Origin of the sequence: Acetanaerobacterium elongatum, from assembly GCF_900103835.1 — a bacterium.
In the GTDB taxonomy this organism is placed as follows: Bacteria; Bacillota; Clostridia; order Oscillospirales; family Ruminococcaceae; genus Acetanaerobacterium; species Acetanaerobacterium elongatum.
Map to the genome: position 1 here is coordinate 54,150 of NZ_FNID01000013.1, position 20,943 is coordinate 75,092.

General features: G+C 46.0%; 26 protein-coding genes. 11 read left to right on the forward strand and 15 right to left on the reverse strand.

Annotated features, from left to right (window positions below; translation table 11 throughout):
- Positions 1-44: 44 nt before the first annotated feature.
- Genes fliE through flgB form a run of 3 tightly spaced genes read right to left on the reverse strand, consistent with a single transcriptional unit; the run spans position 45 to position 1,265 of the window.
- Positions 45-359, reverse strand: coding sequence for a flagellar hook-basal body complex protein FliE (fliE, locus tag BLR50_RS06280; protein ID WP_092639686.1), 315 nt, complete (start codon positions 357-359; stop codon positions 45-47).
- 39 nt (positions 360-398) lie between these two features.
- A complete protein-coding gene (gene flgC / locus BLR50_RS06285; protein WP_092639688.1) occupies positions 399-836 on the reverse strand; it encodes a flagellar basal body rod protein FlgC in 438 nt (145 codons plus the stop codon).
- A 60-nt stretch (positions 837-896) separates the two neighbouring features.
- Positions 897-1,265, reverse strand: a complete 369-nt coding sequence (gene flgB / locus BLR50_RS06290; protein ID WP_092639690.1) for a flagellar basal body rod protein FlgB — start codon at positions 1,263-1,265, stop codon at positions 897-899.
- 637 nt (positions 1,266-1,902) lie between these two features.
- Here flgB and BLR50_RS06295 point away from each other — a divergent pair.
- The 9 genes from BLR50_RS06295 to BLR50_RS14265 all read left to right on the forward strand — a co-directional run bounded on the left by BLR50_RS06295 (position 1,903) and on the right by BLR50_RS14265 (position 7,779).
- Complete coding sequence (locus tag BLR50_RS06295) at positions 1,903-2,214, forward strand: flagellar biosynthesis anti-sigma factor FlgM (protein ID WP_092639692.1); 312 nt, start codon at positions 1,903-1,905, stop codon at positions 2,212-2,214.
- A gap of 42 nt (positions 2,215-2,256) precedes the next feature.
- Complete coding sequence (locus BLR50_RS06300) at positions 2,257-2,739, forward strand: flagellar protein FlgN (protein WP_092639694.1); 483 nt, start codon at positions 2,257-2,259, stop codon at positions 2,737-2,739.
- A gap of 35 nt (positions 2,740-2,774) precedes the next feature.
- Positions 2,775-4,283 (forward strand): flagellar hook-associated protein FlgK, encoded by a 1,509-nt coding sequence (gene flgK / locus BLR50_RS06305; protein ID WP_092639696.1) that lies wholly within the window; start codon positions 2,775-2,777, stop codon positions 4,281-4,283.
- 33 nt (positions 4,284-4,316) lie between these two features.
- A complete protein-coding gene (locus BLR50_RS06310) occupies positions 4,317-5,300 on the forward strand; it encodes a flagellin N-terminal helical domain-containing protein (RefSeq protein WP_092639698.1) in 984 nt (327 codons plus the stop codon).
- A 48-nt stretch (positions 5,301-5,348) separates the two neighbouring features.
- A complete protein-coding gene (locus tag BLR50_RS06315; protein WP_092639700.1) occupies positions 5,349-5,969 on the forward strand; it encodes a DUF6470 family protein in 621 nt (206 codons plus the stop codon).
- Between the two features lie 74 nt (positions 5,970-6,043).
- Positions 6,044-6,478 carry a flagellar assembly protein FliW gene (gene fliW, locus BLR50_RS06320; RefSeq protein ID WP_092639702.1) on the forward strand — a complete coding sequence of 145 codons (435 nt, stop codon included), beginning with the start codon at positions 6,044-6,046 and terminating at the stop codon, positions 6,476-6,478.
- Between the two features lie 3 nt (positions 6,479-6,481).
- Positions 6,482-6,724, forward strand: a complete 243-nt coding sequence (locus tag BLR50_RS06325; protein ID WP_092639704.1) for a carbon storage regulator — start codon at positions 6,482-6,484, stop codon at positions 6,722-6,724.
- 79 nt (positions 6,725-6,803) lie between these two features.
- Positions 6,804-7,388 carry a GrpB family protein gene (locus tag BLR50_RS06330; protein WP_092639706.1) on the forward strand — a complete coding sequence of 195 codons (585 nt, stop codon included), beginning with the start codon at positions 6,804-6,806 and terminating at the stop codon, positions 7,386-7,388.
- Between the two features lie 124 nt (positions 7,389-7,512).
- Positions 7,513-7,779 carry a hypothetical protein gene (locus tag BLR50_RS14265; protein WP_143008056.1) on the forward strand — a complete coding sequence of 89 codons (267 nt, stop codon included), beginning with the start codon at positions 7,513-7,515 and terminating at the stop codon, positions 7,777-7,779.
- 115 nt (positions 7,780-7,894) lie between these two features.
- On the opposite strand, the gene BLR50_RS06340 is transcribed toward BLR50_RS14265, so the two are convergent.
- From BLR50_RS06340 to pyrE, 6 genes are all read right to left on the reverse strand, one after another.
- Positions 7,895-9,097 carry an FprA family A-type flavoprotein gene (locus tag BLR50_RS06340; RefSeq protein WP_092639710.1) on the reverse strand — a complete coding sequence of 401 codons (1,203 nt, stop codon included), beginning with the start codon at positions 9,095-9,097 and terminating at the stop codon, positions 7,895-7,897.
- Positions 9,098-9,162: 65 nt separating this feature from the next.
- A complete protein-coding gene (locus tag BLR50_RS06345; RefSeq protein ID WP_092639712.1) occupies positions 9,163-9,321 on the reverse strand; it encodes a rubredoxin in 159 nt (52 codons plus the stop codon).
- 130 nt (positions 9,322-9,451) lie between these two features.
- Positions 9,452-12,274 carry an excinuclease ABC subunit UvrA gene (gene uvrA / locus BLR50_RS06350; protein WP_092639714.1) on the reverse strand — a complete coding sequence of 941 codons (2,823 nt, stop codon included), beginning with the start codon at positions 12,272-12,274 and terminating at the stop codon, positions 9,452-9,454.
- A gap of 78 nt (positions 12,275-12,352) precedes the next feature.
- The gene (gene uvrB, locus BLR50_RS06355; RefSeq protein WP_092639716.1) at positions 12,353-14,314 is read right to left on the reverse strand and encodes an excinuclease ABC subunit UvrB; all 1,962 of its coding nucleotides are present in this window, start codon (positions 14,312-14,314) and stop codon (positions 12,353-12,355) included.
- A gap of 65 nt (positions 14,315-14,379) precedes the next feature.
- Positions 14,380-15,021, reverse strand: coding sequence for a RadC family protein (radC, locus tag BLR50_RS06360; RefSeq protein ID WP_092639718.1), 642 nt, complete (start codon positions 15,019-15,021; stop codon positions 14,380-14,382).
- 74 nt (positions 15,022-15,095) lie between these two features.
- The gene (pyrE, locus tag BLR50_RS06365) at positions 15,096-15,683 is read right to left on the reverse strand and encodes an orotate phosphoribosyltransferase (RefSeq protein ID WP_092639720.1); all 588 of its coding nucleotides are present in this window, start codon (positions 15,681-15,683) and stop codon (positions 15,096-15,098) included.
- 406 nt (positions 15,684-16,089) lie between these two features.
- Here pyrE and BLR50_RS06370 point away from each other — a divergent pair, with 406 nt between their 5' ends.
- Entirely contained in the window at positions 16,090-17,037 is a 948-nt protein-coding gene (locus BLR50_RS06370) for an RluA family pseudouridine synthase (protein ID WP_092639748.1), read from the forward strand.
- Positions 17,038-17,107: 70 nt separating this feature from the next.
- On the opposite strand, the gene BLR50_RS06375 is transcribed toward BLR50_RS06370, so the two are convergent.
- From BLR50_RS06375 to BLR50_RS06385, 3 genes are all read right to left on the reverse strand, one after another.
- On the reverse strand, positions 17,108-17,593 hold the full coding sequence (locus tag BLR50_RS06375; RefSeq protein WP_092639722.1) for a GNAT family N-acetyltransferase: 486 nt from the start codon (positions 17,591-17,593) through the stop codon (positions 17,108-17,110).
- A 103-nt stretch (positions 17,594-17,696) separates the two neighbouring features.
- Positions 17,697-18,071, reverse strand: coding sequence for a metal-dependent transcriptional regulator (locus BLR50_RS06380; RefSeq protein WP_092639724.1), 375 nt, complete (start codon positions 18,069-18,071; stop codon positions 17,697-17,699).
- Between the two features lie 46 nt (positions 18,072-18,117).
- Positions 18,118-18,546 carry a Fur family transcriptional regulator gene (locus BLR50_RS06385; RefSeq protein WP_162840343.1) on the reverse strand — a complete coding sequence of 143 codons (429 nt, stop codon included), beginning with the start codon at positions 18,544-18,546 and terminating at the stop codon, positions 18,118-18,120.
- 225 nt (positions 18,547-18,771) lie between these two features.
- Between BLR50_RS06385 and BLR50_RS14860 the strand changes: the two genes are divergently transcribed.
- A complete protein-coding gene (locus tag BLR50_RS14860; protein WP_092639750.1) occupies positions 18,772-18,930 on the forward strand; it encodes a M23 family metallopeptidase in 159 nt (52 codons plus the stop codon).
- Positions 18,931-19,088: 158 nt separating this feature from the next.
- Here the strand turns inward: BLR50_RS14860 and BLR50_RS06395 are convergent, their stop codons facing one another.
- The 3 genes from BLR50_RS06395 to BLR50_RS06405 form a co-directional block, all read right to left on the reverse strand.
- Entirely contained in the window at positions 19,089-19,319 is a 231-nt protein-coding gene (locus tag BLR50_RS06395; RefSeq protein ID WP_092639728.1) for a hypothetical protein, read from the reverse strand.
- Between the two features lie 263 nt (positions 19,320-19,582).
- Positions 19,583-20,107: a GNAT family N-acetyltransferase gene (locus BLR50_RS06400; protein WP_092639730.1), complete on the reverse strand. Its 525-nt coding sequence runs from the start codon at positions 20,105-20,107 to the stop codon at positions 19,583-19,585.
- Positions 20,108-20,365: 258 nt separating this feature from the next.
- Entirely contained in the window at positions 20,366-20,797 is a 432-nt protein-coding gene (locus BLR50_RS06405; protein WP_092639732.1) for a hypothetical protein, read from the reverse strand.
- Positions 20,798-20,943: the final 146 nt, after the last annotated feature.

Below are 20,943 nucleotides of genomic sequence, written 5' to 3' on the forward strand. Positions count from 1 at the left end.
CCCAACTGTTTCATAAAATACTGTGCAAAAGAGCATACCGACAGCTATACACCCATATTCATAATCTCTTTATAACTGTCAAGCATCTTATTCCTTACAGACTGAAGCAGTTCAATAGAGAGATACGCCTTTTCCTGGTTAATCTGAAGATCGTGCAGATTATCGGAATTTCCGATGGTAAGGTTATAAGCATCCGTATTTTCGGCGGCACTGGTTTCCTTTACGTTTTTTATGGCATCCTGCAATATGCTTGAAAACGAAAACTGTTCTTCCCCAGATGCAGGCGCAGATTTGGCTATTTTGCCAACCTCTGAAATACCATTCATAGGGGTAATGGGTGTAATTGGAACAATAAACATATCTTTTTCCCCGTTCTATTCTTTATAATCTGTTCATTCTTACTTGCCTATGTTAAGTGCGGAAGTAGCCATAGCTTTTAAAGCGTTTAAAGCTGTAATGTTAGCATCATAGGCCGTGGATGCCGACATTAAATCAAGCATCTCTTCTGTTGTATTGACATTGGGCATCATCACATACCCATCCTCATTTGCATCGGGGTGTTTGGGGTTATAGACTGCCGTAAACGGAGTGGTATCTTCAACAACCTCGCTCACGCGAACCCCGCCGACAATGGAATTTTGCATCTTATCAGCAAGAACGTTTTTAAACGAGGCGTTCTTCTGCTCTTCCAGTACTACAAGCCTTCTTTTATAAGGGCCGCCGTCGGCTGTTTTAGTGGTGGTGGAGTTTGCAATGTTTTGCGAAATTATATCCATACGGAATTTCTGTGCAGTTAGTGCGGAACCGGAAATATTTAAAGCGCTCAGAAATGACATTTTAACCGATCCTTTCTGGAAACTATTTAAGTTTTAATCTTTATTACGAACCATTCTGAATTATTTTCTTCCCTCGGAGATAACATGCTCAAGGCTGTTGAACCGATAGTTCATCTTACTCTGCAGGTAATCGAACTGTATCTGTGCTCTTAGCAGTTCAAGGTTTTCCTTCTCCGGGTCTACATTATTGCCATCCTCACGCATGGAGGTTGCGGTATCTTCTTTTACGGTAGCCTGAATTTGGGGGTAAAGTTTATCGTCATTCGAACCGATAAGCTTTTTAAACACAGTTTCAAAACCAACATACTTTGCTTTATATCCGGGAGTTTCAACATTCGCGAGATTTTGCATGGTTACAAGCTGTTTTGTCCAAACAGCATCCATACTTTGCTGCAGCAGATTAAAGGATGTTCCGCCTAATAAACTCATGTCAGTTCCTCCGTCTTGTTTATTTTTATATTTATGTCTCAAGTACTAAAAAATGCGCTATTACAAGCAATGAGCCTTATACTATATATTAATATTTACAGTTTTGCTTGCCCATAAAGCTAAAAAGCACCAAGATACCAACTGAATAGACATAAGTCAGTACCCTAGTGTTTAAATCTTATATATGTGTATAAATACTTTGAGGACGCTGCGACAAAATGATTCAAACTGCTCAAATGCATAATCATAAAAACCTCAATACTGCGACGTCTAGAATAAAATAAAAATACTATATAGTGGAAATCGTTTTATGATTGATACTATATATATGCTACACGAATTTTCGCGAAAAGTCAATAAAATACTTCATTTTTATTAAAATTTTGGATAAATATTATGAAAAGAATATTCTCTCTCGTAAATTCGGCATCGTTATATTCTTAACTACTTTTTTCGACATATTTTCGCTGTTTTTTAATATAATATTTAACAATAAACCAATAAAATCCATGAAGAAATATTTAGATAACTGCTAAAGTTTTAACGTTTGTGAACGATAAAAAATATAAGGAATATAATAGGTTTTTTTAAGCTAATACAATGCTATGCCGTATATTCGGCGGATGGGGGCATTTTTATGGTTATTCAGCGCTTTGATTCTGCTCAATTTTATAAAAACTACGCTGCTAATTCCAATTCGAAAGGGACCGAAAAGGTTGTTGAAAGCAAGGGTGGTACCGATCGGCTGGATAGGCTTGAGTTATCTTCCAATGCTGCACAGGCAAAATCCGCTTTTCTTACACGTTCTATTGCTGCAGAAGTAAATGAAAACACATCCATAGAAAGATTAAGTGCGATTAAGCAAAGTATTGCGGATGGCACTTACAGAGTATCCTCTTCGGTTATTGCCTCGGCGTTGCTGAGCGGTGGATGCCCGGGTATTGAATAATAAAGGTTACATGAAATCCAAGAAAGGATTTGGGCTTTATCTATGAGCAAATTTGATGTGTTTTACCCCGTATTGGATGAATGTCTTGTTTTTTATGGAAATATGCTGGATTTTGAAAACAATAAATACGATGTTATTGTTCAAAAGGATATCCCACAATTAGAAGCCATGCTTAAAACCGAGCAGGCAATGATCATGCAATCTAATGCCCTCGAACGCCACCGGATTGAGATACAGAATAATTTAGGATACGACGGTTATACGCTGCTGGAAATGGCCGAACAATCCGATGGTGAAGATTGCGAGAAATTGAAGGGCTACCGCGAAAGGCTGTTAAAAGCACTTTATGAAATCAAAAGTATAAACAGCAAGAGCATGGAACTGATTGAAACAAGACTGCGGACATCTGAAAAACGACTTGAGTATTCCGGTTATGTGCAGGATATGCACACCTACGACGGTACCGGAACCGTTTCTGAAAATAATGCAGGCATTAACAAAAGCTTAATTACAAAATCGGTATAACTGGTTTGCCGAAAGTCGGCTGAAGGGAGTTTGCTATGCGTCCAACATTTTTAGGCTTTGAGGCGGCAAGATCAGGATTGGTTGCAAGCCAGAAAGCACTTGATATCACCGGAAACAACGTTGCCAATATACATACCGAGGGCTATACCCGTCAGCGAGTTGATTTGGTTTCTATGGCGTTTTCGGGTTCAGCAAATCGTTATTCTACCGGTACTACCCTTGCCGGACAAGGTGTATATATTGCCGGTGTAAGCCAGTGCCGCGACCCGATTCTTGATGCTCGCTACCGTGAGCAGTCTACCTATGTGGGTAGCCTTGAAACCCAGAACACCGCTTATACCGATTTGGAGAACCTATTTGACGACGTTACCTCTTCCGGCCTTCAGGATGGAATGTCCAAGTTACTGGCTCAGCTTCAGTCTGTATCAGGCAACTCGGATAAGGCTGAGGTTGCCAATAACGTACTTACAGCTGCTAAAAATGTTGTGCAGCTTATCAACTCTTATAACTCCAAACTCGACCAGCTGGAAGCACGGAATAAAACCGGGCTTGACAGCTGTGTTAATGATGTAAACTCTATTCTTCAGAAACTCGGAGCCCTTAACTCTCAGATAAAGGATGCCTGCCTTGCCAACAGCACAACCGACCCGATTACCGGCGACAGACGCATTCTTGGCCCCTATGGCCCTAATGAACTGCTGGATGACCGAAACCTGCTTTTAGACCAGCTATCCGCATATGGCGAAGTTGATGTGAAGAGCGAAAATGACGGAACCATTACCGTTACCTTCGGTGGTACGGTAGCAGTGAAGGATTCCAGATATGAAACTTTGAATCAGGTGAAGGATGCAGCCGGAAAAGACATCTTACAGTGGGGAACGTCTATGAAGACCTTTTCTTCTGATAGCGGTGCCATTACTGCCTATATTGATGTTATTGCTGGCAAAGGGGGGTATGCTTCGGGCGGAGAAAACCACTACGAGGGAATAGCCTATTACCGTGAAATATTAAATTCGTTCACCGATACCTTTGCCAAACAATTCAACAATGCCAATAATGTAACCACTCCCCCTGCCCCCCGTGACTTATTTTCAATATCTGACGGTGCAACAAACTTTACCGCAGGGAATATACGAATCTCTGACAACTGGATGAATGATCCCAGCTATCTGGTAATCTCTGTGGATGGGGATAAACTTGCAAACGGTAATACCCTAAAGATGATAAAGATGTTTGACGACTCTTTTGACTTTGGATCCTCTTCCTATACCGAGTTCAAGGGAACCTTTAAGGGGTATCTGATACATTTTCAAGGAAAACTGGGTAATCAGCAGAAATATATTAGCGGCATTAAGGATTCAACCTCCAGCGTTGCCATGGATTTGCTGGATCAACGGGACCAGATTTCGGCGGTATCAGAAAACGAGGAAGCCATTAATATGATGAAGTATCAGAAATCCTATAACGCCGCCGCGCGGGTAATTACCGCCATGGATGAGTGTTTGGATGTAATTATCAACAAGATGGGGCGCGTTGGCTTGTAATTATTTCTTTAGTTACTAAGGGAGGTTTTAGGGATGAGAGTACCTGGAAGTATTACCAACCGCAGATACATGAACAACTATAATAATAGCCTTGCACGACTCAACAAGCTCAGTGATAAGGTGTCCTCATGGAGAAAGTTTGATAAGGTTTCTGAAGATCCGACTGCTGCTGTCAACGCCTTTCTGGTACGGGATCAGATCGCCAAGAACGAGATGTATGAGACCAATTTGAAATCGGCAAAAGACCTTCTCTCTTCTGCCGAAACCTCTGCCACGAAGGTTGCCGGCAGCATAAAGTTGGCCTCCACCAATTTACTTAAGGCCATTAACGGCACCAATGCCACCAATAAAGAGGTTATGGCACAGCAGCTTGAAAATTACCGTGACGAAATTATCAAAACGATGAACAACAGCTTCTCCGGTCGCTATATCTTCAGTGGTACTAAAAATGAGGCACCCTTTACCTTGGGTGCTGATGGTATGTTGCTTTTCAACGGTCAGTCGGTTGCTACGGCCACATCCTCTGCCGATTTTCCTAGTAATAAATCAGTTTACATAGACATTGGTTTAGGAATGAAGTTCAATGGTTCAGGCGAGGTCGATCCCCAAACCGCACTCAAAATCTCTACCTCGGGCGTGGATTTCTTGGGGTTTGGTGTTGACGCCGACGGGCTTGATAACAATATCTGCAATGAGCTTACAAAGGCGGCACAATTGTTGCGTCAGAACAATATTGATACCGATGAATGCAGAAAGTATGTAAAAAAGCTTGATGAACAGCATACTAAGGTGTTAACCGGAATAGCTGACTTGGGTAACCGTATCAATTATATTGATTATAATATTGAGCGATTGGATTCTGACACTCTTAACCTACAGCAAACCCAAAATAACCTTGAAGTTATCAACCCTGCCCAAGCCATTACCGATATGAAGACTGAGGAGCTTTCTTACAAGACCTGCCTTCAGATGGGATCACGGCTCATTCAAAATTCCCTTTTTGATTATCTTAAATAGCTAGTATCATGGCTTTTAAATATAATCATTTATAAGCGTGGTGTTATTATGCAGTTAATTAAGATTACCTCTATTCCGATTTCAATTGAGATTAAGACAACCCGGGCACAGCTGAAGAATACTTCGCAGCAGGATGGCGTAGGCCCCAAACTGTCTTTTTCGCGTAATAAGGGCGGGCTACAGCTCACCTCCGACCCCATACGCTTAAATATAGACAGTACTGAGATGCGAAAGAGTGTAGGTTACCAAACCACTCAGGATCTGAACAAGAGTTACGCACAGGATGGAATAAGAATTGCCTACGAGGCTACTGCACAATATGTGGATGAGGGTAATTATTTATCGGACACACCCGCTTCGCAAAACCCTATTCCGGATATTGCAATGAATTACTTCAACCGCGATATTGAAACCATGCTTGCCTTTATCCCCTCGCAGGCACCCAATATGAGCTGGGACGGCGGTACTCTGAACATACAATACACAGCCGACAAACTGAATTTTGATTGGGAAATCTCTCACCCACAGTTTGAGTTTATCCCCCCGAAGATTGAGCTTACCGTGCTGCAGATGCCAAAGGTAATTATTGAATACCTTGGCGGGCCTATCTATGTACCCCCGAGCGCAAACCCGAACTATGAACCAACTTCCTTTGACGCAGAAGCCTAAACTATGATATAATTATACTATTATAAACGGTGCTTTTTCGGCACCGTTTTAAACTATAAAGGGAGTGGTGTCTTGTGCTGATAAAAACCAGGGACTTTGGTGAATTGGAAATCAATGAAAAGGATATTATCTGTTTTCCAAAAGGTATACCCGCATTTGAAAATCTCACCCGGTATGTTTTAATTAACTATCCGCACGAAAACATTGCCCCGATGTGGCTTCAATCGGTGGACGACAGCTCGCTGTGCTTTATTGTTTTCGACCCTTTTTTATATGTTGCGGATTATGAACCTGTTATATCACATAGTGACAGAAGCGAACTGAAATGTGAGAACACTGAAGACCTGCGATATCTTGTTATTGCCGTGATACCGGAAGATATGACACAAACCACCATTAATTTAAAAAGCCCCTTGGTAATCAATATCCGAAACAACCTTGCCATCCAAGCAGTATTGGAAGCGGATTATCTGATAAGATATCCCCTGTTTGCCGAAAAGGGGGTTTGAGAAATGCTTGTTATCTCCAGAAAGATTAACGAGGGCATTGTAATTGGTGAAAATATAGAACTGGTTATCGTTGACATTACGGGCGATAAGGTTAAGCTTGGAATTAATGCTCCCCGTGAGATACGTGTTATACGCAATGAGCTTCTGCAAACCGAACAGGTAAACCGTGAGGCCGCAACCCCTAAGGCGGCGGTTGTTACTAAAGACCTGATCAGTTTATTTGGCAAGGCACCCAAGAAGCCTTAAATAATATTTTAGCCAGCGGTATGAGGTCTATTCTACCGCTGGCACTACTTTTTGTATTTAAATAGGATGGGTGCAGGATATGAGTAAACAACTAAAGGATATGACAAACGAAGAACTGTGGCAGCTCTTCCCTATTATATTAACAGAGCATAATCCCGTCTGGGCTAAAGATTATCAAGATGAAAGCAGGCTGTTGATTCAAGCTATTGGCACGAAGAATATCACCAGAATCAGTCATATTGGGAGCACCTCAATTAAAGGCATTATGGCAAAACCTACTGTAGACATCCTTCTTGAAATATCCAATGGTACAGACGAACATGGACTTATATCAGTGATGGAGCATAACGGTTATATCTACTGCCCGCAGCCGGATAATCCGGCCCCCCACATGATGTTTATGAAGGGTTATACCCCAAATGGCTTTGCTGAAAAGGTATATCATGTGCATGTGCGCTACCCCGACGATTGGGATGAGCTTTATTTTAGAGATTACCTGAATGATAACCCTTCAGAGGCAGCCGAATACGAAAAGCTTAAAAAGGAACTGCAGCAACAATTTACACATAATCGTGATGGATATACCAACGCTAAAACTGAATTTGTAAATCACGTTACTACTTTAGCCAGAAAAGTTTTGGGTGAAAAATATAAAATCCGTTAAGCTTTTGGAATATTTTGATATATTATAAACTTTTACTCCTCTTGAGTATATTTTGCGGTCTTGTTCAAAAAATAGAATAAAGCACTGAATGAACATGTGCAAAAATTTTCAGGAGGTTTGAGTTTTGAAAAAATATATGTTGCCTATCGCTTTGGTTGCCTGCTTGCTAATGCTTGCATCTTGCCGAGCTAATGTAGGCGGTAATAACACATCATCACCGGCTGCTACCTCTCCCGGCTCACCGGGCGCTTCTTCCGGCGGTGTTGTTTCAAATGTTGTATCCGGTGTTACCTCGGGAGTATCTTCTACCGTGAGTGAGGTAAAGCAGAGCTTCTCTTCCATGACATCCAATACCAGCTCGATGGCTTCATCTGCTACTCAGTCAAAATAAGTTACAACTAAAGATGCCGCAGTTTCTGTGGCATCTTTAGTTGTTTGGCTCTTTTTTTAGCTCTATTTGCTGTCTACCACAACATTTATTATAGAGCCTTTTGGTATTATCAGTTTTATAAGGTCTTTGCAAACTCTATAGCGTATGCCTTAGCTGCTGTTAGTTCAGCCTCGCTTGGTACAAAGTTAATACGGTATCCCTCGCCAAAGAAGGAGAGTTTGAGCCCCTCAAGCCTTGTCTTAATCATCGGCACGGCCTCACCGCTCCAGCCAAAGGAACCAAAAGCAGTACAAGGCTTCTTGGTATTGGAGATAGCGTCGTAGTGCGAAAGCAGTGCCCAGATGGGCGGAACCGCGTCACGGTTGATAGTTGGTGAACCGATTAGAAAAGCATCGGCATCATTCAACTGTGCCTGAAGCATATGCATATCGTTTTCAATGATGTTATACATATTTACGACAGCATCGGGAATCACCTCTAAGATACCTTCACGCATAGCCTTGGCGAGCTGCTCGGTGTTGCCGTAGGCGGTGCAGTAGAAAATGGGGATTCGCTTATACTCATGGAGTGTGGGGGTGCTCCACAGGCGGTACTTTTCAATATTGGCAGCAAGACTACCCTGCGCGGTTAATACAGGGCCGTGGCTGGTGCATACAAACTCCGCGCCAAGGTGCTCCATCTTCTCGATGCCCTTTAAAACATAAGGCTTAAAGGGAGAAAAGATGGCATCGTAGTAATTCTTAAACGCCTCTTCATACAGCGACTGATAGGTTATCTTGCTGTCGAGCATCAGCGGCTCACAGTAATGGGTGCCAAGGAAGTCGCAGCTGAAAAGGGTTTTGCTTTCCTTTACCCAGGTAAACATGGAGTCTGGCCAATGAAGGAACGGCGCATTAATAAACTGCAGCGTTTTGCCGCCAAGGTCGATTGTTTCGCCGTCCTTGACAATCTTATACTGGAGCTGTGGCTTGTTGGTGATGTTCTTTAAATAGATGGCTCCTGCTTGGGAAGCCACCACCTGCGCCTTGGGCATTAAATCCGTAAGTTTTCTAAGCGAACCGGAATGATCCGGCTCATTATGGTTTAGCACAATATAATCGATCTCATCAAGGCTGCATACCTCTTTGATATTTTCAAGGTAGGCATCGAAAAAGGTAAGATGGCAGGTTTCTATCAGGGCGGTTTTCTCCGCCCCCTTCACGATATAGGAATTATAGGAGGTACCGTATTCGGTAGCCATTACGATATCAAAAACCCTCATGCTTGGGTTTAATACGCCTACTGAATAGATACCATCCGTTATTTTTAAGCTGCTCATAAACCTATACTTCCCTTCTATAAAAGATGCCAGCAGTACCCTGCTGACATCTTTACATGGTTTTATCAGGCTTCGGAGAACATGTCCTTTGCAGCGCCGCACAGGGGGCAAACAAAGTCATCGGGGATATCCTCCCACTTGGTGCCGGGGGCAATGCCAACATCGGGGTCGCCCTTCTCCTCATCGTAGGTGTAACCGCAAACCGAGCAAACATACTTAGCCATAATATTACGTCCTTTCTTATTTAAAATTGTGATTAGATATTCGATACAATAAATATACCATAAAGGTATATTTATTGTAAAGAGTAAAAATAGAAAATTAATAATATTATTATGGCAAATCAGCTTAAAATCATAAGAGTTTCTTTAAATATTGTCCGGTATAAGATTTTTTACACTTAACAACCTCTTCCGGCGTACCGGTGGCAACGATCTCGCCGCCTTTATCGCCGCCCTCGGGGCCTAGGTCGATAATATAATCGGCGGTTTTGATAACATCCAAATTATGCTCGATTACGAGAACGGTATTCCCCGACTCCACCAGCATCTGCAGTACGTCTATCAGCTTATGCACATCTGCGGCATGCAGGCCGGTGGTGGGCTCGTCGAGGATATAGATGGTTCTGCCGGTGGAGCGCTTGGAAAGCTCGGTTGCAAGCTTCACGCGCTGTGCCTCGCCGCCCGAAAGAGTGGTTGCCGGCTGGCCGATTTTAATATAGCCGAGGCCTACACTCTGCAATGTTTCGAGCTTACGGGCAACCTTGGGGATGTTTGCGAAAAACTCTACGCCCTCATCCACCGTCATCTCCAGAATATCGTAGATGCTTTTGCCCTTGAACTTAACCTCCAGCGTTTCACGGTTGTAGCGCTTGCCCTTACACACCTCGCATGGCACATAGATGTCGGGCAAAAAGTGCATCTCTATTTTAATAATACCGTCGCCCTCACAGGCCTCACAGCGGCCGCCCTTTACATTGAATGAGAACCGGCTGGAAGAAAAACCGCGCATCTTGGCATCGTTGGTCTGTGCCATTACCTCGCGGATATCGGTAAATACACCGGTATAGGTGGCGGGATTGGAACGCGGCGTTCTGCCGATGGGCGACTGGTCGATATCAATAACCTTATCGAGGTATTCCATGCCAATGATGGCGTCGTGTGCCCCCGACTTGATACGGCTTTTTTCCAGCGTTGCCCATAGTTTTTTATACAGTATTTCGTTTACCAGCGAGCTCTTACCCGACCCGGACACGCCCGTAACACAGGTAAAGGTGCCCAGCGGAATAGATACATCAATATTCTTGAGATTGTTATGGCGTGCGCCCTTAATCTCTAAAAGCCTACCGTTGCCCTTACGCCGTTTCTTTGGTACCTCAATCTTTGCTTTGCCGCTTAGGTAACGGCCGGTAATCGACTGCTCACAAGCCTTGATTTCGTCGATGGTTCCCGCGCATACCACTTCGCCGCCGTGGACACCGGCGGCGGGGCCAATATCCACGATATAATCGGCGGCATACATGGTGTCTTCATCGTGCTCTACCACAATTAAGGTGTTGCCGAGGTCGCGCAGGCGTTTGAGCGTGGCAATGAGCTTATCGTTGTCGCGCTGATGCAGGCCGATACTCGGCTCATCTAAGATATATAGTACCCCCATCAGCGAGGAGCCGATCTGAGTTGCCAGACGGATACGCTGGCTTTCGCCGCCCGAAAGGGTGCTGGCGGAGCGCGCAAGGGTAAGGTATTCAAGCCCTACGCTCTGCAAAAAGCCAAGGCGTTCCCTGATCTCTTTCAATATCTGTGCGGCAATCATCTCTTCCCTGCCCGAAAGCGACAGGCTGTTCACAAACGCAAGCGCGTCGGTAACCGACATACGGGTGAACTGGCTGATATTGATGCCACCCACCGTTACCGCGAGGTATTCGGGCTTTAAACGGTCGCCATGGCATTCGGGGCAATCCACCGACGACATATAGCCCTGCAGTTCATCTTTTACAAAGCTGCTCTGGGTTTCGCGGAAACGACGCTCAAGGTTATTTACAACGCCCTCAAACGGTGCGCGATAGGTGCCTTCACCATATTCGTTCTTGCGCGTAATCTCAATTGCTTCGCCATTGGTGCCATAAAGGATTTTATCAATCTGATCCTGGGTGAGCTGAGATATCGGCACATCCAAGGAAAAGCCGTAATGCTTTGCCAAGCCGTCATAATACATCTGGGCAATGGTGCCGCCGTCTCCGTAATACCAACCGTTGGCGCGTACCGCTCCCTCACGGATGGTGAGGTGCTTGTTAGGTAAAATAAGGTCGGGATCTACCTTTAAAAAGGTGCCGAGGCCGGTGCATTTCTCACAGGCGCCGATGGGGTTATTAAAGGAGAACATACGTGGCGCGAGCTCTTCAATGCTGATGCCGTGATCGGGGCAGGCATAGTTTTGCGAAAAGAGCAGCTCCTCGCTGTCCTGCACATCAACAATTACAAGCCCGCCAGTAAGCGAAACAGCGGTTTCCAGTGAATCCGCAAGTCGAGATTTGATATCCTCCCTTACCACCAGGCGATCCACAACAATCTCAACATCATGCTTCTTATTCTTATCCAGCTTTATCTGCTCGGAGAGATCGTAGATACTGCCGTCTGCACGTACCCGTACAAAGCCTGATCGACGGGCGGAATCAAATTCCTTTTGGTGCTCGCCTTTGCGTGCCCTAACAACCGGCGCCAGTATCTGAATCTTGCTGCCCTCAGGCAGAGCGAGTACCTTATCCACCATCTGGTCGATGGTTTGCTGTGAAATCTCTCGCCCGCACACCGGGCAGTGAGGCCTGCCGATACGTGCATACAGCAAACGCAGATAGTCGTATATTTCGGTTACGGTGCCAACCGTGGAGCGCGGGTTTTTGCTGGTGGTTTTTTGGTCGATTGAGATAGCCGGAGAAAGGCCCTCTATTGAGTCGACATCCGGCTTCTCCATCTGCCCCAAAAACATCCGTGCATAGGATGAAAGGCTCTCTACATAGCGGCGCTGACCATCGGCATAGATGGTATCAAACGCCAGCGAGCTCTTGCCCGAACCGGAAAGGCCGGTAAATACCACGAGCTTATCACGCGGAATCTCGAGGTCGACATTCTTTAGATTATGTTCTCTTGCACCCCTGATGATGATCTTATCCTTAGACAAAAACGATTCCTCCAAACGATGGTAAACATTTGTTCTTTTAGCAGGGTAGCTTACACCCTGAATTTTGCTGCCGATTCACTACTTCTTGTTTTCCAGCTGCTTTATCTTATCGCGCAGATAGGCCGCATGCTCAAACTCCAGCAGCTTGGCCGCCGCGCGCATCTCCTTGGTAAGCTGGTCGATAAGCTTTGCCTTATCCCGCGCATTGATCTTCTTATCAAAGGTTTTGTCAATCGTATCGCGGGCGCTAATCTCGATTAAATCTCTTACACCCTTCTTAATAGTGGTGGGGGTAATACCGTGCTTTACGTTATATTCGTGCTGGATGCGTCTTCTGCGCTCGGTTTCACGGATAGCGTTTTCCATGGAACGCGTAACCGTATCGGCATACATGATTACCTTACCCTCTGAATTACGGGCAGCACGGCCGATGGTTTGTATCAGTGATGTCTCACTGCGCAGGAAGCCCTCTTTGTCGGCATCCAATATCGCAACCAGCGATACCTCCGGGATATCCAGGCCCTCACGAAGCAGGTTAATGCCCACGAGCACATCAAACTCGCCGAGACGCAGGTCGCGGATAATCTCCATGCGCTCGATGGTATCAATATCATGATGCATGTAGCGCACCTTGCAGCCCATGTTATCAAGGTATGCGGTTAAATCCTCTGCCATCTTCTTGGTAAGCGTGGTTACCAGCACACGCTCACCCTTTTGGGTGCGCAAGTTAATCTCGGAAAGCAGGTCATCTATCTGCCCTTCCACGGGCTTTACGATAATCTCGGGATCAAGCAGGCCGGTGGGGCGGATTACCTGTTCTACCACCTGCGCGCTCTTGCTTCGCTCCAGTTCGCCGGGTGTAGCAGATACAAACACCACCTGATTCACCTTGCTGTAAAACTCGTCGAAGTTCAAGGGACGATTATCATATGCTGACGGCAGGCGGAATCCGTAATCCACCAGCGTCTTTTTACGCGCATGGTCACCAGCAAACATACCGCGAATCTGTGGCAGCGTAACATGCGACTCATCTATAAACATAAGGAAGTCCTGGGGGAAGTAATCGATTAGCGTAAACGGCATCGTGCCCGGCTTACGTCTTGAAAGTACACGGGAATAGTTTTCTATGCCGCTGCAAAACCCGACTTCGCGCAGCATCTCAATATCATAGTTGGTACGCTGCTCAATACGCTGGGCCTCCAGCAGCTTATTGTTATCGTTAAAGTAATGCAGGCGTTCGGTAAGCTCCTCCTCTATCTCTACGATAGCTTCATCCATCTTTTCTCTTGATACAAGGAAGTGAGAGGCAGGATACACCACAGCGTGGTTCAACACTGCCTTTACGTCGCCTGTAAGCGCCTGCAGCTCACAGATGCGCTCAATCTCATCGCCGAAAAACTCAAACCGCAAAGCCAGCTCGCTGGAGTAGGCGGGAAACACCTCTACCACATCGCCGCGCACGCGAAACTTGTTGCGCTCAAACGCAATATCGTTGCGTTCGTAGTGCAGCTCCACAAGCTTTGCAATTACCTCCTCGCGGCTCTTGCGCATACCGGGGCGTACCGAAAGCACCATACTGCGGTAATCAATCGGGTCGCCAAGGCTGTAGATGCAGGAAACGCTTGCCACAATTATAACATCCCGCCGCTCTGAAAGAGCTGCGGTTGCCGAGTGGCGCAGCTTCTCGATTTCGGCGTTGATGGCGCTGTCCTTCTCGATATAGGTATCGGTGCCGGGAATATACGCCTCCGGCTGATAGTAATCGTAGTAGCTTACAAAGTACTCCACCGCGTTTTCGGGGAAGAACTCTTTAAACTCGCTGCACAGCTGCGCGGCGAGGGTTTTGTTGTGGGCAAGCACCAGTGTTGGGCGGTTAAGCTCCTGAATGATGTTGGCCATGGTAAAGGTTTTGCCCGAACCGGTAACGCCAAGAAGCGTCTGCTCCTTTGCCCCGCGGCGTATCCCCTCAACCAGCGTGCGAATCGCCTCCGGCTGGTCGCCCGTTGGGACGTATTCAGATTTCAGCTTAAACCCTTCCATAGGAAAACCATGCCCTTTCGTGAGATAAACGCCCTTTGTCTGCCGGTTGTTATGCACAAGGCCTGCTAAAGATAGGAAGAATCCCTGAGCGACACCCAGTCGTTATCGGCCACGATAATATGGTCGAGCAGCGTGATATTAATCAGCGCGAGCGCCTGCTTAATCTTCTCGGTGGTGAGCAGGTCTTCCCGCGAAGGAATTGCCAGCCCGCTGGGGTGGTTGTGGGAAACAATAACCGAGGAGGCGTTGCTGCGTACCGCGGTTTCGATAATCTTGCGCACCGAAACCTGCGTGGCGTTCACGCTGCCCTCCATGATGGTGGTGCAACCGGTCACCTTGCATTTGGAATCAAGGCATACCAACAGAACCATCTCGTTTGGAATGCCGATATACTTCGGGATGAGATACTGCCCAACCTTTTCGGAGCTGTCGAGCTGTATACCGTCCTTCATCTTGTCGTTAAAATAAACGCGCGCAACCTGAGAAAACAGCTTTAAATAGGCTGCGGTACCGCGCCCTACCCCGTTTACCGAGGCAAGCTCCTCCACAGGGGCATCCAATACCGCCGAGAGGCTGCCGAACCGATCTATCAGCCGGTGGGCAAGCTCGTTGGTATCGCGGCGGGGTACGGCATAGAACAGCAGCAGCTCCAGGATGTTATGATCACTGAACGAATCCAACCCGTTATCAAGAAAGCGCTTTTTCATACGCTCCCGGTGCCCCTCATGGACTTCTGACACGATTCGTTCACCGCCCTGCTTTATGTCATTTTTCAAATGGGCTATTTCATTGGCAGCTTGCGGCTTCCGGGCTTCACCAACGGAAGCTTGCCCTCCTTGCACAGCGGGCAATCCTCGCTCTGCCATGCCTCCACCTTTACCGAATAAACCGCTCTGTAGGGTACGCCGAACTGAATCTCGCCGCCGGTACGGTCTACGATTGAACCTATACCCACTACGATGCCGCCGGCCTTTTCAACAAGCTCTTTTACCTCAACAACCGAACCGCCGGTGGTAACCACGTCCTCCACCAGCAGACAGCGCATACCAGGGGTTACTTCAAACCCGCGGCGAAGCACCATCTTACCGTCTTCCCGCTCAGCAAAAAAGTTTTCGCAGCCAAGGCTGCGGCTAACCTCATAGGCCATCTGCACTGCGCCCATTGCGGGGCCGATGACTACATCAACATGATCCTGGGCAAACTTAGAAGCAAGGTCGGCACAAAGCTCCTCGCTGTATTTTGTATTGCGAAATATCTTCGCACACTGCAGATAACGGTTGGAATGCTTGCCGGAGGTTAACAGAAAATGCCCCTCCAGCAGTACCCCAGCCTCTTTTAAAACCTCTTCCACACGCTCTTTTGTAAGCATAATTATAACCATTCCTTTCTAAAGCAATGCGATGCATTGCGTGGAGTTCGTGCGGTTTCGGCCTTAGCCGAAATTTCGATCACTGATCGAAAAGCACAAACCCAAAGTTTGAAAGATCTATCTTTCAAACTTGCTCCAATCCGCCGGACTATCCGGCACATAGTTTGTCCGCATGTCCTATAATAATATAGGACATGGCGGGCAGTTTTAACTACATGTTATTATATAACAAAAACATATGTTTGTATAGTGCCAAGGTGAAAATAAATCTTTGCGCTCCATAGAAATTACTGTAGATAATCCTTAAACGAGCCGCGAAACAATGAAAGCATTGACCGGGTTTACCGTAAGGGAGTATAATCAAGCTGATAATTTTAGGAATGCGCTGAAAGATGAGGGAACCGTTTTGAGAAGCTACACCATCGGGAAAAACGACGCTGGCCAGCGGCTGGATAAATTCATTGCCAAGGCGGTACCGCGTCTGCCCGCGGCGCTAATGCATAAATACCTGCGGTTAAAACGCATTAAACTCAACCGCAAGCGTTGTGAAAACTCTACCCGGTTGAATGAGAACGATGTGCTGGAATTATATATCGGGGATGAGTTTTTCAGCGACACCACGCAGGAGTTCCCATTTTTGCTGGCACCCTCGGATATTAACCTCTTGTATGAGGATGAGAACATCCTGCTTGTAGACAAGCCTGCCGGGCTGATTGTACATGAGGATAAGCAGGAGAATGTCGACACGCTGATTAACCGTATTCAAAAACATCTGTATAACAGCGGCGAATACAACCCGGAAAACGAGAATTCGTTTGCGCCTGCGCTTTGTAACCGCATTGACCGCAATACCGGCGGGATTGTGATTGCGGCTAAGAACGCCGAGGCGCTGCGCATACTCAATGAAAAGATTAAAAACCGCGAGCTGCAGAAGTATTACCTGTGCATTGTGCACGGTATCTTAAAGAACAAAAGCGCCATCCTTACGGGCTACCTGAAGAAGGACAGCGATACAAATACCGTTGAGGTCCAAAGCAAACCATTTGAGGGCGCTAAGACCATAAAAACCAAGTACACTGTGCTGGCTGAGAGGGATAACAGCTCCTTACTTGAGGTGGAGCTGCTTACCGGACGCACCCATCAGATACGAGCCCACTTAGCCTCCATCGGGCACCCGCTTCTGGGTGATACCAAATACGGCACCAACAGCCAGAACAAGGGCAGCGGTTTTCGATATCAGGCGCTGTACTCCTATAAGCTGGTGTTCCGCTTTACGCAGGATGCGGGCATACTGAACTACCTGAACAATAAAACGTTTGAGGTAAAGCAGGTGTGGTTCAAGGATAATTTTTGATATCCAGCATAGAAGCAGCCCGCCGGGCCTTAATGGTTCGGCGGGCTTTACTGTGTTCTTGTTATAGTGATTATTTGGCCGATTCGGCAAGTTGGTGGATACCGTCCTTACTCAGGCGGTGCAATATCCAAGTGGGCATGCTCTTGGCGCCAAGACTTGCGTAGAACTTCAGCGAAGGTGCGTTCCAGTCAAGGCAAGCCCATTCCACGCGGGCACAGCCGGTTTCTTCGGCAACACGCGCCAGATAGTTGAACATGGCCTTGCCGTAGCCCTTACCGCGCACGGTGGGGGTAACATAGATATCCTCCAGGTAGATTCCAGGCCTGCCGGTAAAGGTAGAGAAGTTGTTAAAATAGATGGCGTACCCTATGGGCGTTCCGTCCTCCTCGGCAATCAGTGCCTTAGCGGCATCGCGCACAAAGAGGGAATCGTGCAGAATGGCCTCTGTGGCTTCGACGCAATCCTCCATCTTCTCGTACCGGGCAAGCTCCATAATAAAGCGGTAGATCAGTCCAGCGTCCTCGGGTAATGCTTTGCGGATGGTAAAAACACTCATGCGATAAACTCCTGATTATGTATAATATTGATTAGCGCAGATATTTTGGGCTTTTTGATGCTCATTCCTTCTTGCGAATTTGGGGTGTGTTTATTGCTGCGAGCTATTTGCAGTGCTCGTTGACATACAGCTTCATCTTTTCAAAGCTCTGCTCGCTGATAACATGCTCAATGCGGCAGGCATCGCTGTCGGCGGTCTCTTCATCAATACCCAAAGCGGCGATAAAGTATTTTGCAATCAGGCAATGACGTTCGTAAACCTGCTCCGCCTTCTCCCAACCCTTTTCGGTGAGCTGGATACGGCCGCCCTTATCCATTACAATTAGCTCATTTTTTTTAAGAATACCCATCGCTCGGCTGATGCTCGGCTTGGTGAAGCCCAGCTCCGCCGCTATATCAATAGAGCGGACATAGCCTTTTTTCTGCTGCAGTATCAGAATGGTCTCCAGATAATTCTCGCCGGATTCCAGTATCGCCATAAAAAATCTCCCCTCTCAACGTCATGCAAACACCCGGAGGTCATCGTCATTTTGGTTTTACGTCTTTCAATAGATGCCGCGCACAGCTTGGGCAGACACCGGTAAGCTCCAAACAGTGACCTGTTATCTTAAATCCGGTGCTGTCGGCAATCTCGTGGCTGAGAGCCTCGATGGGGCATTCGTCAATCTCCAGCACCTTGCGGCATTCGGTACAGATTAAGTGATGCTTGTGCGTATGGTCTTTGAGTTGAAACAGGGTTTTTGCGCCAGCCTCCCCAACCTTTATCAGCGCACCCTTTTCGGCAAGTGTGGCAAGGGTACGATACACCGTGGAAAAGTTGGTTCCGTCCTGCGCAAGACGTGCGTATATTTCATCGGCGGAAAGCGGGACTTCAGCCTGCAGGATTACATTCAGGATTGCCCTGCGCTGCTTTGTTACCTTAATGCCTAAGCTATCCAAGATATCGATGCCCACAACTCTGCCTCCATTTCTGCCATCAACATATATCCTGCTTTAGTTTAGCACAAAATACCCGGTGACACAATCATCACAAACTAAAATTGCTCAAACTATGCAATTGAAAACACTTCAAGTATGAAACACCAGTTCTTTAGATGCAGCAATAGTTAATAGTAGTAAAGTTACAGATGATATAGTAAACATCTCTGATAATTCTTCAAACAGTAGTTCAAATGCGGAATAGTTACTGTAGCGAAAGAATTCGAAGAAGGTTATGGCAAATACATTGTTGTTGATCATGGTAATGGTGTACAAACCCTATATGCCCATTGTGAAAGCTTAGATGCTGAAGCAGGAAGTACGGTTGAAAGAGGAGATGCTATTGCGTTTATCAGGTAACTCCGGCGCAACGACCGGCTATCAGCTTCATTTTGAACTACGCGTAGATGGGAAATGCATCAATCCAAAATCTTACCCAATTTCGCCCAAGAAACAGCTAAACAACAAGCAGCCGGATGCTGAAAACATCCGGCTGCTTGTTGTTTATATGAATAAGCCTAAGCCTGTTGCTTGGGCTTGGTATTGCTGTTTATGTCGGCTGCATCGTCTGCCTTGATATGGTCAACGTAGGTTTTCATGTTATGAGAGATAACCTGTATGATTTTGATAACACCGAGCGCCAGAACAATAGGAATAACATAGTTAATAAGTACGGGCTTAAATGCTTCGAGAAAGAGAGTGAAATCGCCAAGATTGCCGCCGCCAACTGCCGCTGACAAAATTACCATCCTTACGACCCTTCCGTTTGTTATACTTTTTGAACAATGCAATTTTACGTTTTTTATACATTTTAGTCAATAGCTAAACTAACAAAACGATACGAGAAATTCATTAAATTACTATATTCTTTGTTCATATTTTGGATACAAATTAACATAATATCCGTAATTATTTTAACCATTTCTTTATATTTACAACTACAATTCAAATAAACAAGCAAGCCTGAGAAAACAGAAATTCCATTTTCTCAGGCCTTAATTTACATTTGTAACTATAATACAAATTGATCCTTTTTGAGCTCCCAAAAGATTGTGCTTCCGTCATGCATCATCTGCTTCATACCCATATTGGTGAGGATACGCATGGAGGCCGTATTGTCCTCGGCACATTCCGCGGAAACACGCCGAACACCTGACTGTGAGAATACCCAAGTAAGCAATGCCCGCACCGCCTCGGTTGCGTAATGCTTGCCTCGTTCGGCAGGGGCCAGGCCGTAACCGATGTCAACCACGCCCAGCTCATTCGGGCGCCCCTTGAAGCCCACGTCGCCGATAATCCTGCGGGCGTGCTTTTCGATGATTACCCACGTGTAAAAACCGTCAATTACACGATCCTCGGGCATCAGCAAGCGAAGGATATCCACATAGTTGAGTACCTCCAGGTTAATCCACCCCTCGCTGAGCGTATATCCCTGCTCCTCGAGATCAGTCGGTCTATTCTCAAGCATGGCATTCATAAATTCATAAGACATAGGCAGCAGCAGTAACCTTTCGGTTTCAACCCTCAGCTCGTCCATCACATCAGCCCCTTTATATGCACAATAAAACTGTATTAATTATAATACGACAAATCATCCCTGTAAAGCAATGAGCGTACCGGCTCGGGTTCGGTACACTCATTTTCTGCACATGATATCTGCCGCGCTATGTACGGCAATAAATTTATACCTGGTATTATACTTAGCACGATTGGAAGCCTCTAAAAAATCGATTAAATAGCTTGAATTTATGGGTTTGTGCATGATTTTTAAAAAGGTTTTAATGAGTGATTAGTATTATCGCCCTTTGGCTGGCATAGCAGATCTGCCGGGATACCCGCGTCTGTTGTTGTTTTGATTTTGGCCTTGATGCTGCCCCTGCCTTTGCGGCTGCCGACTTACCAGTGTGAGCACCTCATTCAGGCTGTCTACGCTGCTTTTTAGGTTAATCAGATGAGTGTTGATTGCATTTCTTTTAGCCGCAACATTAATAAGCGACATGGTTTGTGCCAACACCTCAAATCTGCGCGCCATTTCGGCATCGTATTCCGTCTTTGCCATTACGCGGGATACTACCCTTTCGGAAATAACCAGCTGATCTCTTACCGCCATCAGTGAATGTGCGAGCTTTTGCTTGATACCCGCGTTCATGATTATATTGAAGCTGTTCATCATCTCATCCGCCTGGTGTAACGCATAATCATACGCCTCTTTAAAGCTTTTCTGCATTAGTTAAACACCTTCTTTTTGTTGTAAAGTAAAGATTTCTTCCCTACATGATATGCCGCCGCACGACAAATTGGTTATACATCTGACGAAAACAAATGATAAAAAGACTCTTGCATTTTTAGAAACTAGTGTTATAATAATTATAT